This window comes from Pirellulales bacterium (assembly GCA_036267355.1).
Classification (GTDB): Bacteria; Planctomycetota; Planctomycetia; order Pirellulales; family DATAWG01; genus DATAWG01.
This window is the reverse complement of record DATAWG010000079.1, coordinates 1-15,327: the sequence shown is the minus strand read 5'-3', so window position 1 is coordinate 15,327 and position 15,327 is coordinate 1. Positions and strand designations below refer to the sequence as shown.

The following is a 15,327-nucleotide window of genomic DNA, read 5'->3' as shown; positions in this document are numbered from 1 at the left end:
CGTGCGAAAGTTACTGCTATCCACCCTGTCGCTGGCCTTATTGCTGGCGGGAAATTCCCAGCTCAAGGCGGATGAGCTCAAGCCGGTCGTCGTCGTATCGCTCCCGTCTTACGACAGCCTTTCAGCCGATCTCAATTTTATCGCTCAAGTGGCCGACATGCCCGAGTTGCCGAAGCAATTCGAGCAGGGTTCGGCGCAGCTCAACGGTGGCCAGGGCATCAAGGGGCTCGACAAGACCAAGCCGATCGGATTGGCGTTGGTATTCGATGCGGGCGGCCAGCCGAAGTTCGTCGGTTTCGTCGGATCGACGGATCTGAAGGCGTTGCTCGGCTCGTTGCCGTTGCCGGCGGCCGATAAGGGAGACGGATCGTTCGAGATCACGAGCCCGCAAGGTCCGGTGCGCGTCGAACAGAAGGGGGGCTGGGCCGTTTTCTCGAACGAGCCCGATCTCATCAAATCGCTTCCGGTCGATCCATCGCAGTTGCTCGGCGGATTGGATAAGGACTATGGCGCCGCATTGCGGGTGAATGTTCAAAATATTCCGCCGCAAATGCGCGACATGTTCATGAATCTGGTGAAGATGGGAGCCGAAGCGTCGCTGCAACAACGCCCGGGCGAGGATGAAAACGATTTCGCGTTGCGCAAAGGTTCGACCCAGGCGATTCTCAAGCAGCTTGATCAGGTTGCCCACGATCTCGATCAATTGACGCTCGGCTTGGCGGTCGACACTGAGGCCAAGGCGGTGCATTTGGACGCCACGGTCACGTTTGTCGCCGATTCTAAGCTGGCAAAGGCTGCCGGCGAAAAGAGCAGCGGGAAATCCGATTTCGCGGGTTTCTTGCAGCCGAATGCCGCTTTCAATCTCAATTTTTCTCAAAAGCTGGGCGCCGACGACATCGCACAACTGACCGACATGCTGAAGGCCGGCCGCACGAAGGTCATGGCACAGCTCGAAAAGGATCCGAATCTCTCCGATGAAACGACGCAGAAGGCCGCCAAGCAATTGGTCGACCAACTGTTTGACATCGGTGAAAGCACCATCAAGGGAGGCAAGATCGACGGCGGCGCCGCCTTGATTCTCGACCCGAGCGCGCTGACATTCGCCGCCGGCGGCTTTGTAAGCGATGGATCGGAAGTTGAAAAGATGTTCAAGAAGCTCGTCGAATTAGGTCAGGCTGATCCGAACTTCCCGCCCGTCAAATTCGATGTCGAGACCTATAAGGGCGTCCGATTCCACAATGTGGCAATCCCGATGAACGACGCGCAGGGAAAGCAGTTGTTCGGCGATACGCTCGATGTGTATCTCGCGGTCGGCGATCATAGCACCTATGTCGCCTTCGGAAAGGGAAGCGTCGCGCTGTTGAAATCGGTGATCGACAAGTCGAGTGCCGATGCGAGCGAAACCTTGCCGCCGTTTCAAATGAATGTGGCACTGACGCCGATCGTCAAATTCGTCGACACGATTCAGCCGGGCAATCCAGCGACCTCCGCGATCGCCCAGATCTTGGCCGCCACGGGTGGCAAAGACCATTTGAAGATCAACGCGAAGATGATCGAAAATGGCGCCACCTATCGGATCGAGGCCGAAGAGGGCGTGTTGAAAGTGCTCGGCCTGGCGGCGAAGATCGGCAAGGGGCAACATCCGTAGAAAAGCGTCAGACGGTCCTCAACGGCGCCGCTCCGGAAATCCGCGAGCGGCGCCGTTTTTTGTTGATGATCGTTTGTGCGGGCGCCACTTCGGGCTTTGTCCGGCAGCGAGGCGCTTTCGCTTGATGCGTGGGTGCCCGACAAGCCAGTTTTGTCGCCCGGCGTGCTGTTTTCGAGGCCAAGGGTTGGTTCGTCGGCGCTGTCGCTCTTGTTTTCCCATCGACGGCATTTCGGTATAGAATTGGCCATCGGCATCTTGCGAAATCCATCCAACCGGACGAAATTTTATGTTCGATTTTGCGGCGAAATTCGAGCGGGCTCTTTCTTATGAAAAGTTTCTCGCGGCCCACGGCAGCGATGAGCATTGCCGCCGCTGGGCGACGATGCATGCGTCGATTCAATTAAGCGAACCGCAGTTGGCCGCACTGAAGGATTTTCGCCGCGAGATGAAAGTGCTTTGCGTCGCTGGAACATGGTGCGGCGATTGCGTGAACCAGTGCCCGATCTTCGACCACTTTGCGCATGCCGCCCCCGCGATTCAGCTTCGGTTCATGGATCGCGATGCCGATCCCGATCTGGCCGGCGAATTGAAGATTTGCGGCGGCGGGCGGGTGCCGGTCGTCGTGTTTCTCAGCGAGGATGGCCAACTGGTGGGTTGGTATGGCGATCGGACAATCTCCAAATACCGCCAGATGGCCGTCGATCAGCTTGGGTCATCTTGCCCGACCGGGATCGTCCCGCCTGGAGCGGCGCTGACGGCGGCGGTGGTGCAAGATTGGCTCGACGAATTCGAGCGCGTGCAATTGCTGCTGCGCATTTCGCCGCGGCTACGGCAATTGCACGGCGATTGAGTCGGCAGCCAATCGTCGCTTGATGTTCGGGAATACTCGCGCGGCCTCGAGGCGAACTGGGATTTGGCAATATCCAAGCGCCGCCCGGAGCCCGCAGCGCTAGCAAGGGAGTATCGTGTTTCGTTGCCAGCGCTGCGGGGTCCTGAAACAATAAATTGTGATAACGATGAAAAATCTTTTTTCGCTGCTGCGGGCTCGTTGGCTGTTTTGGCTCGCGTCGCTGTGCGTGATCTTAGTTTCGCGAGCGGCGGTAGCGGACGAAAAACCGACGAAAAAGATCGCTGAAAAGCCAGCCGACGAGCCGAAGCGCATCAAACAATTGCCCGACGGCCGCGTGATTCTTCCCGCCCGCGATGCCACGATCCACGGTGCCAAGCTGCACTACGAAAAGCAGAAGGGGACGCTCGGATATTGGTTCAATGCCGAGGATTGGGTCAGTTGGGAATTTGAAATCACGAAGCCGGGCAAGCTTGTCGTCGATCTCGCGGAATCGTGCGATCGCGAAAGCGCGGGAAGTCACTACACGGTCGAAGTTGGCGACCAGATTCTGAAAGACAAAGTGCAAGGGACCGGCAGCTTCCGCCAATTTCGGCTTCGCCGCCCCGGCACATTCGAGTTCGCCAAGCCGGGCATCTACACGCTGTCGGTCCGAGTTCAAGACAAGCCACGACTGGCAGTGATGGACCTGCGCGGCGTGACGCTGCAGCCGCCGGATTTCGACAAGCGGCCGCTCGTGAAGCCCGATGGCAAGAAACCGGCTGCGGCACCCACAAAGCCAGTCGCTCAGTCGCCTGCAACCGTGCCGCCGGCACTTGCGCCGCCCTCAACTACACCGCCGACAACTACACCGCCGACAACCGAGCCAAAATAAGCCGCACGATGTTGAACTGCTATTTCGTGGTGATCGGCGCCGCTTGCGGCGGGCATTGGCTGAAATCTTCCGGCGCGCGGGCTAGATAAACGTGGTCCAACAGGGCATAGTCGCCGTCGGGGCAGACCAGGGCGATCCCCGTTAACTGTCCCCCTCCGGCCGACTCCTGGAACAGGTCGCGGGTGACGATGGTCCATTGTTGCGGCGCGGTGTCGGCCAGCTTTATCCCGCGCGTGTCGATCGGCAGCGTCACGTCTCGGCCGGTGTAATATTCCAAATGCGAGCGCACTCCTGCGCCGGCCGCGCCCGTGAGTTCCTGATCGAGGGCATCTTGTTGCGCTTGAAGCTGTGCCTCTATCTGCTTGAGCCGATCGAGATGTCGTTGCAATTTTCGCAGTTGTGCCAGGACGTTTGGATCGCTATTGTTCGCATCCTTTTGCCGCATTTTGACGAGATCTTCCGCTTGCCGCCGGTTGTCCTTGATGGTTCGTAGCTGCTTGATCCGGTCCACGCGCCGCCAGCGGTCTTTCTGATGGGTTTGGCCCAGGTCGGTGAGCACATAGTCCAAATCAAGACCGATCTGCTGGCCCCCGCTCTTGCGCCAAGCGAAGCAAAGATATCGGTATTCGCCGAAGCGGGGATGCTCGCGAATCGGCAGATTCAGATTTCCGAGCACCGCCCGGGCCTCCTGCTTTCCTTTCGGAGAGAGCTTGATGCAGGCGGTGCCGGAATAGCGATCGATCGTGACGACCGCGGCATCGCCGTCGACGGCCGCCAGCCTGGTCGGCCGTTGCACTTCGTCTTCGAACACTTCGGCGAGCGTCGGCAATCGATCGACGATCTCGGCCGACCGCCAATCGACATACGATTTCTTGCCGCGCGACACCAGCCGCACTTCGAGCGCAATCTGCTGGCCCTGAAATTTGTCGACCGGAATCTTGAGCGGCGGCGGATCGTCTTCCCACCTCGCCGGCACGTTGAATTCGCCCGCCGGCTTGCCGTCGATGCGAACGACGGCGTCGGTTTGCGAGGTGATGCCGTCTTCCGCGTTTCGGTTTACGTAGAGCAATAGCCAATTTTGTGCGGGCTCGATCCGCAGCGAGCGCTTGAGCACGACCGCCGAAGCCTCGGGCCGAAATTCGAAGTGAAACGATCGCGTCACCTTGTCCCAGCGGGCGTCGAATGTCATTCGCCCATCGTCGCCGTCGGCCACGGTCCAGCCGTCGAGGCCGGGCAATTGCCGCACGAGCCGGCTCCGCACTTCCGCCCGCAGCTTTTCCAAGTCGAGATTCAGCTGCGGTTCGAGCCAATCGACCACGTCGCGAATGTCGAGCGGATCGGCCCCGGCCGGCCGATCGGCACTGTCGGGATGCGAGACGATCACCAACTGCGCATTCGGCACGTTGCCGTTGAGCGGCAATAGACCCGTGTCGGCCAGTTTTTGCGAACCGATGAGATGATCGCTGCGGTAGAGCGGTTGGCCTTCCGCTTTTTGCGCATAGACGATCGCCCGGGCGCAGCCGCCGCTGCCGACCACCCGATCCAAACCGACCGTGCTGTGGAACGACACCGCGCAGCTCGGCAGCGGGAAATCCATCTCGGTATAGGCCTGCGTGCCGAGTCCCCAGCCGAATTCTTTATCGCCGCTGATGAGCGGGCCGCCCTGCACGTTGCGGTCCACGAGCGGCCGCCAACCGACGGCCATCGCCGAGCGGAGGCGGATTTGACTTGGCTCGATCATCGAAAGCGGCACTTCGTGCGGACCAAAATATTGCCGCATCAGAATCCGGGCATGTCGCAAGAAGAGCGCATCCATTGACCACGCCGGTTGCACCGCCTGGTACCAAAAGTCTTGATTGTTCGCATCTCCCCACGGCACCACCTCCACCCGGTCGGGCGAAACGGTGGCCCGCAACCCGTCGAGGCTTTCCAATCGCAGCAGCCGCAGTTTGCAATAGGGTGTCAGAAGAGCCAATTGCTCGAAATAGGCGTTCCACCAATCGATACGCGGCATGTGCAACTCCGCGACGTCGGCCATCGGTACCTCGCGGCGGCCGTTGTCGGTGAGCACCGACAAGGCGTCGTCGCGAAAGCGAATCGAGCGAAACGCCAACTGCCGGCCGTCTTTGAAAAACAGCGTCGACGGTTCGTATTGGTCGTGGCTCCGCCGCTGCCAAACGATCCGCCGCAGCCAGCGCGTCAGAATCCGCACCGTGCCGCGCGGCGGCCCGTCGGGGCGGTTGACCGGCGTCGTCGGTTCGACCGATAGAAACGAGCCCAACTCACCTTCCTGAACCGTCGAAGTGGCCCCCATGCCAATCACTCGGCCCGGCATCACGTCGCCGCCGACCATCTCGAGATACGCCGTCGGCAACGCGGGCTGATCGGCTGTTTCTCGCCGCAGCCAGCGAATCGGATTGGCCTGATCGTGCAACGGCCGGCCGTTGATTTTGGGCTGGTCGCTATTTCCCCAATTGCTCAGATGCCCGCCGCTAATGCGCTCGCCGTTGCTCATCACCGCGGTATACAGTGCTTCGGCCGCAACGCTTCGGCTTGCGGCCGAACCAAGAACAAAGGCGACGGCGGCCAACAACCAACAAACGCGCGGACGAAAAACAACTTCTCCACAGCCCCCGCTCCCCTTGACGGAGAGGGCAGGGCGAGGGGTTCGAAAATCGGAAGTCATTTTCCGGCGGAGCCGAAGCGGCTTTACGACCATCGATCACCCAGGGCGAAAGGCGGGAAACAGCGGCGGGGGCCGAGCGACTTGAACACGCCGATCGCTCACCCAGCCGCCAGGCAGGAACAGGAACACAGAAAAACACCACCACCCCATTCTAGCCGCCGCGCGACGCAAACTTCAATCGACCCCATCCGCTGCCGAATAGGACCACGCGCTTCCGGCGCCTTCGCCGTGCCCTCCGAAATTCCCTACCAAGGGATGAAGCAGCCTCCTATAATCCACCCCGACAAGCCGGACAAAGGTGGCAGGCGACCGGCGCGGTCTCCCATTCGCGACATCTCGATCGCTGTTCAATCGCGAATTCGCCAATGGACCTCACGTTAAGCTCCGCGGCAGCGAGATTCGGAGCCGCGGCGATGGCCAAGCTCGCAAACCCGGCCGCGGCCGGAGAGCCCGAAGATCAACTCCGATCGCCGCTGGAACAGCTGATCGACTAGTGGCGTGGCGATCATTGCCGGCGCGGATTCACGTGCAATTGGTCCTTTGCACGGTAGCACAGTTAGCCTGAGTGCGATCAAACATGCCGGAAAAAAGATCAGATGGGACCAACAGCCGATGCCGCTCGCCAGCCGCCACGACTTTCAATTGCCGAATGGCCGCAATTCGTGAAACCGCTCTACGGCACGCAAGCGAAACGAGTCGCTCTGCGACAATTTGACCTCAAAACCTAAAATGCCGCCGTTGGCGATCATCGCTGCGGAGGGAATTGGCGCGGCGGTATTTGGGCCGGCGGTGGCACCTCTTCCGCACCCGGCTCGGGCACGACGGGCACGGCGACGGAACGCATATGCGCGTCGGCCGGTGCGTTGAGCGGCGGCTGCCCCATTGCCCAGAACAAACGGAATTCCGCCTTGTTGTAGCCGACTACGGCGTTCAGATAAGCCGTTCGAGCCTGGTCCAGATCGCGCTCGGCAATCAACGGTTCGAGCGGATCGTAGAGGTTTCCGTTGCCGGCCATGCCAAACGACGCAGCCCGCAACCGGCGCCATGTTTCGATGGCCTGCCGAACCGCTTGCTCGGCCGAATCGAGACTACGGCGATTGGCCTGCACTTGGCGATACGCGGCAGTTACTTCCTCGCCAACCTGGGCACGAATCTCGGCGAGTTGGAAATTTGTTTCGCCGAATTGGGCCTCGCGCTCGCGAGTTTGGGCTACGTCGCCGGCGCCGAGATTTTGCAGTTGCCAGTAAATATCGACCTCGCCATCGCCGCGCGATCCGAAATCTCCCATCTGCGAATTGACGCCGCCGCCGAACTCGCCGCCGAAATAGGTAACATCGACGTGCGGCAACAACGGCGCCAGCCGCGCTTGCCGCAAGCGGGCCATGGCCGCGGCGGATATCGCTCGACCTTCTTGCACTTCCGGACGAGTGGAAATCGCGACATCGACAAGTTGATCTGGATTCGAGCCTTCCGGCACCAACGTGATCGGCACGATTTTCATGTCCGCCGGTCGCAACAGCACCGTTGGCCGCAACAGCAGGATATGTGCGAGCCGTGCCGATGCGATGCCGAGATTTCCTTCAAGCTGCACGCGCTGTTCCCGTCGAATGTCGTATTCCGCGCGGGCCCGATTGATATCGCCGGCGGTTTTTGTGAGTCCTGCCCTATCGGCGGCCGCGGCGTTGTTGAGCATTTCCGTGGTGCGCGTCAATGTGTCGGCATTGACGGCCAGCGCGCCTTGGATTTGCAACAGATCGAGATAGGCTTCCGCGGCATCCAATTGGATTTGGGCGCTCGTGGCCTGAGCGGCGGCGCTTTGTGCGTCGACCAAGCGCGCCGCCACGAGCGGGCCGAAGAGAATGTCCGACGTTCGCCATTCAAGCGTCGCTCCGCCGTTGATAAACAGGTTTTGCTTCGACACGGTGATGATCGGGCCTTGCGTCGTCTGGTCGCGGCCATCGTGGCGGTTGTAATTGGCTCCGCCTTGCAGATTCGGTAGCCACGCGACGTCGGCGATCCGCTCGGCGGCATACGCTTCTGCGACACGTTCGCGGGCCAATGCGATCGTCGGGTTGTTGGCATTCGTCAGTCGCAACGCGGTCGCCAAGTCGACCGGCAAGACGTCGGCGTTCGGCGGGTACAGCGACTCCGGCGGCGGCACGCCGGGCGGCAGATTGGGCAGCACGTTCGCAGGCGCGACGATTGACCCCGGCATCGGCATCGGCTGAGGGTTCGGCCCGGGAATCGAACGACTTGGCGCATCCGGACCATTCAATTTGATTCGCAGTTGGCCGTTGTCGGGGACGGCAGGCGGCGCATTGGCCGGCGGCTGCGCCGCGCGCACCGCGGGCAGTTCGGCATTCGCAGGCGGCGGCTCGGTGCTCGGCAATGGCGGCGGTACGGTAGTCGCCTCGCTGCCGGGCGCATATGCAGTGAGGTGGATCAATGGATCCGGACCGATCGCAGGCGGCCGAATTGGATTCGCGTAGGTCGTCGGTTGCCGAATCTCTGGCGGCGGGCTAGGCGCTGGAATGGGGGCCGGCGCGATCGAACTCGCGGTCGTGGCCGCGCTGTTGCCCGCCGGCGAGCTCGTCGCTGGGGCAGGCCTGACTGTCGTGCAACCCACGGCCAGCACAAGCGGCAGGCCCATCGCCGCAACAGCGGACCAACACGATCTTCCAATTCGTGGGTTGCTCATTTTTTCGCGGATGCCGCCATTTGAGTTCGAATGGCGAACGGCCATCGCCTCGTCACCTTATCCGCATCCGACGGATGTGGATCACCGTGCGGCGCGAGACGAGGCGGCGCACGAATTGGCGGCGAGCCGCTTGGCTCGCCTTGGCCTGCAACACACGGCCCTAGAGACTAAATCGACGGCCCGGCCGGCCAACTTTGCGGCATATCCGTCACAAGCGACAGAAGTTGTCGGCAATCTTTGCGCATCTTAACGAGGCATCGCTAGCAATTCGAACAACCATCGTCGCGTTGGCGTTCGAAAGCATCGTAGAGATCAAACAACGTCTCGCGGAGATTCCCGCGGTGATTCAGCCATAACCGGTGAAGAACCTCGCGCCGAATTGGTGTCGGCCCGATCGCCGCGGCATCAGCGCCGCTCGCGCCGGCAAGCAAGCGCCCGACGATTCGCTCGGCCACGGCGAAATCTGGGCAGGTGCTAAATAACGTTGGCAGCGCGGTCTGCCGGTGAGCCGAAATCAATAGCCCAGCCCCATTCGTGCAGCACTGCCGGAGCAACCTCCAACTGCTCCAAAAACTCAACTGCTCATAGCCATCGACAATGACGATCGTTCGGAGCTCTCGCCGTTCGATCGGCTTCAAACCGGCAAGAAACTCACGTGGCAACCGTCGTTGGCGATCGCGAAGCGAGATCGACCGGACCTCGCGACCAGCCCGAGCGAGTTCCGGCATTAAGGCAGCGAGCAACGTCGATTTGCCGGTGCCGTGCGGCCCGACGATTGCCCCTCGCCAACCGAGACGAGCCAGTCGGGCCAGTAGCGCCGCGGCGTTGAGGCCGGTCGGAAATTGAAACGGAATCGCCCCCGGCCGAATCCGCCGGCTCGTAAAAGGATTGTCCGCCAACGAGGCGTCAAAGGTTGATTTCATCGGTAGCTATCGAGTAGCGGCGAGTGCCATGCCCACGGCTTTGCGCGGGGATGTGTATCGCATCCGGCGGCATGCGCACTCAGGGCGTCGGGGATGGCACCCAAGGCACTGATCCGTCAGGTTTTCACCGGCCGCGCGTAGGGTACTTCGCCCAATTGAAAGTCGCGCTCCGCAATAACATCTTTCCCTTGCCGCAAAAACACGCGCAGCCGCACGCACCAACGCAGCTTGATCAACACACCTTCGTAGCTCAGCGGGCTGTTCGGAAGCACGACCTCAAAGCGGTGCAACTCATGGAGCATCGGAGGCCCGCCGTCGTCGGGCGTATGGCGTTCGAAATAGTGGACGGCCAGATCTTCGTCCCCTTTGCCTTCGGTGTACCACAACACGGAAAGCTCGACCGCGAGAATATCGGCCGGATCGACCGCGTCGATCTGATATTCGCCGCGCAGCATTTCGCCCGGCTGATGAATTCGTTGCGATTTATCGAGCACAATGCTGCAAAGCGGTTCGCGCATGAAACGGCCGACAGCGTGGTTGTGAACGAGGGTTTTCATGGAACCGGTTTCAAAGCCGCAGACTGTCCCCATTGAGCGGCGCCTTGTGGGAAAAATGGGGACTCTCCTCCTGTCGCCACGGTTTTGAAATCGCTTCCGGCCGGCGTCCACCGGCCGGATTCGGATACACGACGATCGGAAAGCTTCGTTCGAACGGCGGCCAGCCTCCCGCTTCGCCGCGGACGACGAATTTCCATTGCACCAGATTATGATCCGCCTGCAACGAATGCATCGCTTCCGGCGGGATCTCGACGCGGCATTGCTGTTGAAATGCCAAGCCCTGGGGAATGTCGAACGCTTGCCGATCGAAAATTCGCTTCTGGTAAACGCGGCAGGTGTGCGTGCGTGTGTCGGTGCCCTGGCGAAACGTGGCTTGCTCTTCGCAAACCAAATCGACCGCCAAAGATTTCATCGTCAACCGTCCGATTTGCGAAAGGAGCAAATCATAATGCCGCCCGGGAAAGAGCGGATGATCGGATACCTCCAATTGCGTCGGCCCCACACCCGAAGCGATCACCGCCTGCCGTACAAGGAAATAGATCAACCCCAAACCGCCCGCAAGAAACGGCACGACGAATACGAACAGCCACACATCCGGCCGCCCCGAGATCGCGCGCCGCACGGCCATCACCAATAGAGCCACGACGATGCCGTTCCAGACCAGCGCCAAGAGCGTCAGCGCCGCCAGCCGCCAGCCGTTCGTGGTGATGATCGGCAGGCGATATTTTAGTCGCGTGCCGGGGCTGTTGGTGAGATTGGCGTCGCGGGGAACGTTCGGAAAGTCCTTTGCCGCGGCGGAATCGTCGAACTGCTCGAATCGCGGAGCGAGCTGCGCTTGGGCGGCCAACCGCTCCGCCGACTTGCCCCACTGCAAGCCCGCGTAGATCAACCCCCCGCCGCCGATCACGATAAACGAAGCCGGCAACAGCAAGAGCGACCAGAGCCATCCGCTATAGCCCCGCGCCACCACGACCGTATCCGGATCGCGCGGATCGTACCAAACCGGATATGCTTTGCCGGGCACGAACCGATCGATCAATGCCTGTTGGCTTTGCCGATCGCTCGACGATGCCCAGGCCGTGTCGAAACTGATGTCGTACGTCCAATGCCGACGGGTTTTGCCGCCGGCGTTGTATTGAATCAGCACTGCCGCCCGGTATCCCTGCGAGCCATCGGTCGGCTGGCTGACTTGCACGCGCTCGACGACGCCGGTCGTTTCGACGAAATCGTGGTTCACCCGCCACTCGGGCAAGACGGGCATCCGCACGAGCAGCACCATGAATCCGGTTCCGAGCACGAAGAAGAACGCGAACACCACGGCCTCGCCGACGCTGGCGAGCGCCTTCGAGCCGGTGCGCCGGTTCCCCCGCTTCTTGCCATACATGCGAAACGACCGACCAGCCACGAACGATGCCTCCAACAACGGCGATTCGAGAACAAACCAACGATTCGCCATCAATCATAGCCGGACGAAAGCTGCAAGCCCACCCTTGCCGGCCGCCAAAGGAACCGCGGGATGAAGCGCGCCCAAACGGCAAGAGGCTTGAAAATCACGTCGACGGCATCCGCCGCGGGGGCGCCGGGCTAAGTAGACCGCGACGCAATCGCAGATGCGGGGCTGACTCGCGGTCGTCCAGCGGGCCGCCGCTCAGCGTGCCATTGCGGCCGGCAATTGGCGGGCGACTTGTTGGATGAGGTGCAAGCGGTTGATCGGCTTCGTGGCGTAGTCGTTGCAGCCGGCGGCAATGCATTTTTCGCGATCGCCCGACATCGCGTGTGCCGTCAGGGCAATGATCGGCCTTGTATAGCCCTTGCGGCGCAGGCTTGCCGTGGCGGTGTAGCCGTCCATGATCGGCATTTGCATGTCCATCAGGATCACGTCGAACGGCTGTTCGGCCGCGGCCACCAATTCGACCGCTTGTTGACCGTTTTCGGCGACGATCACCTCGGCGCCCGCTTTCTTCAGCACGAAGCTGATCAGCCGCTGATTGTCGGGACCATCCTCGGCCAACAAAACTCGGCAACCCTCGGGGAATTGAATGGCGGTGGCGCGATCGCGGGGCGGCTCGGGCAGCGCGGCGAGCGAATCGGTCGGTTGCAACAGGTGAATGCCATCGAGCGGACCGGTGCCAATCGTCAAGCGGAATGTCGTGCCGACGCCCATTTGCGACTCGACGACTGTCACGTCGCCACCGAGCAATTCGGCGAGGCGCTTGCTGATCGTGAGGCCAAGGCCGGTGCCGCCGAATTTCCGGACCGTGCTATTGTCGGCTTGGGTGAACGGTTGAAACAGAGATTGCTGCTGCTCCGGCGTCAGGCCGATGCCGGTGTCGACGACATCCCATTGCAGCACCGGCGCCCGTTGCTGGACGAGCCGAACGGCCAATTTCACGCCGCCCGATTCGGTGAACTTGACGGCATTGCCCACGAGATTGACCAGGATTTGCCGCAGCCGCGTCGGATCGGTGAGGATGGTTTCGGGCAGCACGCCTTCTTGGACCACTTCGAGCTTGATCCCTTTTCCTTGCGTTCGCACTTGCATCAACGACTGAACATCGGCGAGCAATTGCCGCGGGCTGAAGCGGAGCGATTCGATCGTCATCTTGCCGGCTTCGATTTTCGACAGGTCGAGGATGTCGTTGATGATGCTCAGCAGGTGGTTGCCGTTGCGGCTGATGGTTTCGATGGCCATGCGGCTTGCATCGTCGGTGACCGATTCGCGCAGCAGATCGGTATAGCCCAGGATGGCGGTCATGGGGGTGCGGATTTCGTGGCTCATGTTGGCCAGGAATGCGCTCTTGGTTTGATTGGCCACTTCGGCCCGTTCGCGAGCCGCATGGACGGCCCGAGATTGCTCTTCGATGCGGGTCGACGCGTCTTCTAGCTGGGCGACGTAGCGCGTGCGCTGCTCTTCCGCTTTTCGCCGCTCGACGATTTCAGTCTGCAACTCCTGATTCAACCGCGCCAGATCGACGGTGCGGTCTTCGACGCGGCGCTCCAAATCCGATTGCGAGCGGAGCATCATTTCTTCGGCAGCTTTGCGCTCGGTGATATCGAACGCGATGCCCTGCAGAAACGATGGCGTGCCGTCGTCGTTGCGCACCAAGGTGGCTTCGCCATGCACCCAAACCACGCTTCCGCTGCGCGAAATGAAACGATATTCGGAGCAGAACCGCTCGCCGACGGCGCACGTGCGAGCGAATTCCCTGTGCCATCGCTCGCGGTCGTCGGGATGCAATTGCCGATACCACAACACCGGGTCGCCGAGCCATTCCGACTGGCTGAAGCCGAGCATCGTCTCGATCTGCGGGCTGACATACATCTCGTTGGCCCCGCCGTCGAGCGAAGCCATGAACGTGACGGCCGGAATCGTTTCCAGCAGCGTGCGGTAGCGGGCTTCCGTTTTGCGCAGCTTGGTTTCGGCAGCCTTGCGTTCGCTCGTGTCGCGAATCGTGCAAATGACGAACGTGCCCTCGGTCGTCGGAAATGGCGACAGGCTCACCTCGACCGGGAACTCGTTCCCGCGCCGCCGGCGCCCCAACAGATCCATCTTCGCTCCCATCGGCCGCACCATGGGCGACGCGATGTAGCCGTTGCGGTGGGCGAAATGTTTTGCCCGATAACGCTCCGGAATCAACAGTTCGATCGGCTGGCCGAGCAATTCTTCGGGCCGATAATCAAACATCTGCTCGGTCTGCGAATTCATCAAATCGATGCACCCCTCCGCATCGACGATCACCAGCGCGTCCGGCATGGCGTCTGCCAGCGGCTGAAACGTGTCGACAGGGGATCGCGTGCCGCTCGGCGAATCCTCGCGCGCCAAATCAGCAAGAATTGATTCCATGGGGAACCGTTCAATGATCCACGGGGTGTGCAGGGGGGAAATGCAGGTGGGCGCTCTTTTGCCGTAATGCGGAATCACGGCTATGGAGCCGGATCGGGGCAGGCATTCGAAGCATAGCTTGAACGGCGCGCGACGGCGAAGCGTTTCGGCGACGCAAGATGCGAAAGATAACCACGGATCACACCGATGAAACGGATGGAATACTCGGCAAAATCGCTACGACCGCGCCGCTAGCGCCACGGTTTGATCAAACGCGCTGCAACCGCTGTCCCCCTCCTGTTCCAACTACGCAGGCGACGGCGAGTGTCGTTCATCGAGCACGGCGCTTGCCTTCGCGGCTCAGCTTCTCCAACGCCTGTACCAATTCCCGACTTCCATTTGTTTGGGATCGTGGGTCGGTAGTGAGGCGGAAAATCGTCGCGCGAATCGCTTTGACCATCCCAAATTTCCGGCGTTGACGCAAAACTAGCCCGAAGCGTAAGCGAGGATGTGCTCCGTTGCAGGGCCGCCCTCACGAACGCATTGATCCAATGTGCATCCGGCTGTGCCGCCTACGGCAAGACGATGCCGCCGTTGCGGCGCTCCCTCGCTAACGCTTCGGGTTAGTGTTGCGCCAAAGATTTGGGATCGTGGGTCGGTAGTGAGGCGGCGAATCGTCGCCCGAATCGCTTTGACCATCCCAAATTTCCGGCGTTGACGCAACATTAGGCGCGAAGCGTTAGCGAGGATGTGCTCCGTTGCAGGGTCGCCGTCAACACTAGGCGCGAAGCGTAAGCGAGGATGTACTCCGTTGCGGGGTCGCCCTCACGAACGCATTGATCCAATGTGCATCCGGCTGTGCCGCCTGCAGCGAGACGATGCCGCCGTTGCGGCGCTCCCTCGCTAACGCTTCGGGTTTGTGTTGCGTCGCAGCGACGATGTGGGATCGTGGGTCGGTAATGGTGCGGCCAACACTAGCCCGAAGCGTAAGCGAGGATGCGCTCCGTTGCGGGTCGCCCTCACGAACGCATTGATCCAATGTGCATGCGGCTTGCCGCCTGCAGCGAGACGACGCCGCCGTAGCGGCGCTCCCTCGCTAACGCTTCGGGTTTGTGTTGCGCCACAGCAACGATTTGGAATCGTGGGTCGGTAATGGGGCGGCAAATCGTCGGCCGAATCGCTTTAGCCGTCCCAAAATTCCAGCGTTGAGCCACACTAGCCCGAAGCGTAAGCGAGGATGCGCTCCGTAGCGGGTCGCCCTCACGAACGCA

At 61.1% G+C, this 15,327-nt stretch carries 10 protein-coding genes; 4 read left to right on the top strand and 6 right to left on the bottom strand.

The genetic code is table 11. The annotated features are described in order from the left end of the window. The first annotated feature begins 1 nt into the window (after position 1). The 3 genes from VHX65_12530 to VHX65_12520 all read left to right on the top strand — a co-directional run bounded on the left by VHX65_12530 (position 2) and on the right by VHX65_12520 (position 3,369). Positions 2–1,648, top strand: a complete 1,647-nt coding sequence (locus VHX65_12530) for a hypothetical protein (protein ID HEX3999369.1) — start codon at positions 2–4, stop codon at positions 1,646–1,648. A 286-nt stretch (positions 1,649–1,934) separates the two neighbouring features. Beyond that, positions 1,935–2,498 (top strand): thioredoxin family protein, encoded by a 564-nt coding sequence (locus tag VHX65_12525; protein HEX3999368.1) that lies wholly within the window; start codon positions 1,935–1,937, stop codon positions 2,496–2,498. A 166-nt stretch (positions 2,499–2,664) separates the two neighbouring features. Further along, positions 2,665–3,369, top strand: coding sequence for a hypothetical protein (locus VHX65_12520; GenBank protein ID HEX3999367.1), 705 nt, complete (start codon positions 2,665–2,667; stop codon positions 3,367–3,369). Positions 3,370–3,388: 19 nt separating this feature from the next. Here VHX65_12520 and VHX65_12515 read toward each other — a convergent pair whose 3' ends face one another. Beyond that, on the bottom strand, positions 3,389–5,959 hold the full coding sequence (locus VHX65_12515; GenBank protein HEX3999366.1) for an NPCBM/NEW2 domain-containing protein: 2,571 nt from the start codon (positions 5,957–5,959) through the stop codon (positions 3,389–3,391). A gap of 461 nt (positions 5,960–6,420) precedes the next feature. Here VHX65_12515 and VHX65_12510 point away from each other — a divergent pair, with 461 nt between their 5' ends. Further along, positions 6,421–6,549: a hypothetical protein gene (locus VHX65_12510; protein HEX3999365.1), complete on the top strand. Its 129-nt coding sequence runs from the start codon at positions 6,421–6,423 to the stop codon at positions 6,547–6,549. Between the two features lie 251 nt (positions 6,550–6,800). Here VHX65_12510 and VHX65_12505 read toward each other — a convergent pair whose 3' ends face one another. From VHX65_12505 to VHX65_12485, 5 genes are all read right to left on the bottom strand, one after another. Beyond that, positions 6,801–8,705 (bottom strand): TolC family protein, encoded by a 1,905-nt coding sequence (locus tag VHX65_12505; protein HEX3999364.1) that lies wholly within the window; start codon positions 8,703–8,705, stop codon positions 6,801–6,803. A 308-nt stretch (positions 8,706–9,013) separates the two neighbouring features. Then, complete coding sequence (locus VHX65_12500) at positions 9,014–9,676, bottom strand: hypothetical protein (GenBank protein HEX3999363.1); 663 nt, start codon at positions 9,674–9,676, stop codon at positions 9,014–9,016. Positions 9,677–9,792: 116 nt separating this feature from the next. Further along, positions 9,793–10,233 carry a hypothetical protein gene (locus VHX65_12495; protein ID HEX3999362.1) on the bottom strand — a complete coding sequence of 147 codons (441 nt, stop codon included), beginning with the start codon at positions 10,231–10,233 and terminating at the stop codon, positions 9,793–9,795. 10 nt (positions 10,234–10,243) lie between these two features. Further along, positions 10,244–11,689: a DUF3592 domain-containing protein gene (locus VHX65_12490; GenBank protein HEX3999361.1), complete on the bottom strand. Its 1,446-nt coding sequence runs from the start codon at positions 11,687–11,689 to the stop codon at positions 10,244–10,246. A 192-nt stretch (positions 11,690–11,881) separates the two neighbouring features. Beyond that, positions 11,882–14,077, bottom strand: coding sequence for a PAS domain S-box protein (locus VHX65_12485; GenBank protein ID HEX3999360.1), 2,196 nt, complete (start codon positions 14,075–14,077; stop codon positions 11,882–11,884). Positions 14,078–15,327: the final 1,250 nt, after the last annotated feature.

Bases quoted from the DNA above. Each gene is read 5' to 3' on its own strand.
- VHX65_12525 (HEX3999368.1), top strand. From the start codon at position 1,935: ATGTTCGATTTTGCGGCGAAATTCGAGCGGGCTCTTTCTTATGAAAAG.
- VHX65_12520 (HEX3999367.1), top strand. From the start codon at position 2,665: ATGAAAAATCTTTTTTCGCTGCTGCGGGCTCGTTGGCTGTTTTGGCTC.
- VHX65_12510 (HEX3999365.1), top strand. From the start codon at position 6,421: ATGGACCTCACGTTAAGCTCCGCGGCAGCGAGATTCGGAGCCGCGGCG.
- VHX65_12505 (HEX3999364.1), bottom strand. From the start codon at position 8,705: ATGGGCCTGCCGCTTGTGCTGGCCGTGGGTTGCACGACAGTCAGGCCT.
- VHX65_12500 (HEX3999363.1), bottom strand. From the start codon at position 9,676: ATGAAATCAACCTTTGACGCCTCGTTGGCGGACAATCCTTTTACGAGC.
- VHX65_12495 (HEX3999362.1), bottom strand. From the start codon at position 10,233: ATGAAAACCCTCGTTCACAACCACGCTGTCGGCCGTTTCATGCGCGAA.
- VHX65_12490 (HEX3999361.1), bottom strand. From the start codon at position 11,689: ATGGCGAATCGTTGGTTTGTTCTCGAATCGCCGTTGTTGGAGGCATCG.
- VHX65_12485 (HEX3999360.1), bottom strand. From the start codon at position 14,077: ATGGAATCAATTCTTGCTGATTTGGCGCGCGAGGATTCGCCGAGCGGC.